Genomic DNA, 1805 nt, shown 5'->3' with positions numbered 1-1805 from the left:
CGCAATGACGAAAGAGGGGAGCCCCCAACCCCCGCGCCCAACCCCGCCCTGCCGGTGGCAAACCGCCAGCCCCACAGAGCGCCCCCGATCGCGTGGAGCAGCGGGCAGACCCGAACGCGCCGGTCCTCGGCAGGGCCACACCCTGCCGGTGGCAAAAGGCCAGCCCCACAGAGCGCTCTCGATCACGTGAAACAGGGGGGAGAGCCGGACGCGCCGGTCCTCGGCAGGGCCACAGAAGGTGACTCGGGGAGCCGGGAGGATGGCGTCCGTCTTCATTCAATCTTGAACTCAGCGCTTGCTAGCAGAAATCTTACGCTTCGCATCGATCACGACAATCTTAGAGGCCTGCTCTCCTCTATCCAGTCTAATTTGCTGAATGCGGGTAATTTGCCGCAGCTTTGCACCCATGCGTCCAAAATCCATGATAACGAAAATGCCGCGGTTAGTCTGTGCGGCTGCTTTATAAATCTCAAGTTGTTTTTCGTATCCTGATTTTACTGTTCCGGTCGAGCGTTTCATCTCAACAACTACGCGACATTTATAGCCAGCAGAAAATTTGAAGTCGACCGGTCCGCCACCCATATTAGCTTCGGGCGAAATATCGATGTTGTTCGCCTTGCAGAAGGCATCAGCAATCGCGAAAAATAGCAGTTGAGCTGCTCGTTCTCGTTTCGGAGAACCATCAATCCAAAGCTCTTCCCAGAGATTGCCATTCTCTACATGATGTTTAAACAATTCGATCGCTGCTAAAGCTACTCGCTCAACTTCATCTGGCCCTTTAGACAGGTCAAAATGCACCGGTGTCTTGAGGTCCTCCAACCCCTTCGCCAAAACATCTCGCATTTTATAGTAGCCGAGCGCGTCGTCGTTTGGATCGTAATGATGGTTGAAATCCTTCACCATCTCAAGAAACTCTTCGAAAGCTTCCTTGGAGGAAAGAGCAAGTTCCTTGATAGCGCTCTTTCGCTCCTCGACGGTCTTCTTCGTCATGGCAGAGAAAAAGCGATTCAAGTCGCCACGAAATATTGTGTTATGGCTTATAGAGGCCTCGATATCAGCACGACTATTTGCGATCGGCAAATCGCGAACGATATCTTGGGGAACTAATAGTGTGGCCTTCTTCGCGCCCGACGCATCCGCATACATCGGCAATTCGATGCCTGGGCACAGGTCATTCTGCTCGATTGGAACACCATTGGCTTTGCAGAAGTCTCTCGTGATCTCCGCGAGATAAGGCGCGATAACGTGCGTCGTGAAATCGCTCATTGTATCGGGGCCGACATCTTCCTCAAAGAACGGCATTAGCGAAATCATCTCGGGATCTCGTGAGCCAAGATGAACAATTTGGCTCGCGGTACGAATGATCGCATGCTGGACCTTATCTGGGCGCGAACTTCCCGATTTGCTCGTCGAGCCATACCCCAAGCCGTTAGACGGCGCTTCAGCAAGGTTAAGGAGCAATTTAGCGCCTCGCCAAGGCGCATCGCCCTCGTTTTGCGAGATGGCCAGCAGCCTAATGAAGTTCGAGAAGTGCTCCTTGAACGCTGCAAAAGCGTCTCCGCTGATCTTCGGGAATGAAGATTTTTCCAACAGAAGCGGATCAATAAATAGTGGCGTATCCACCCGTATGAAAGGATCGATCAAGCCCGCGGCATGGAGGGTGCCAGGCTTTAGCCCGAAATATTGCGAAAAAAGAACAGGATTTGCGACCTTTGCCATCCAATGATGTTGTCAAATCGGCGGACGGTCGTCAACTTGCGCTCAACTTCCATCGATCGGCCTGCCTCCAACACCCACCCTTGACC

General features: G+C 53.0%; 1 protein-coding gene. It reads right to left on the bottom strand.

All coding sequences use genetic code 11. The features are described 5' to 3' along the window. Positions 1–288 precede the first annotated feature (288 nt). The gene (locus AX692_RS08095) at positions 289–1719 is read right to left on the bottom strand and encodes a hypothetical protein (RefSeq protein WP_073973280.1); all 1431 of its coding nucleotides are present in this window, start codon (positions 1717–1719) and stop codon (positions 289–291) included. Between the last annotated feature and the right edge of the window lie 86 nt (positions 1720–1805).

The sequence above is a fragment of the Erythrobacter donghaensis genome (assembly GCF_001557325.1).
Lineage (GTDB): Bacteria > Pseudomonadota > Alphaproteobacteria > Sphingomonadales > Sphingomonadaceae > Erythrobacter > Erythrobacter donghaensis_B.
This window is presented reverse-complemented; position numbering and strand designations above follow the sequence as displayed.

Bases quoted from the DNA above. Each gene is read 5' to 3' on its own strand.
- AX692_RS08095 (WP_073973280.1), bottom strand. From the start codon at position 1,719: ATGGCAAAGGTCGCAAATCCTGTTCTTTTTTCGCAATATTTCGGGCTA.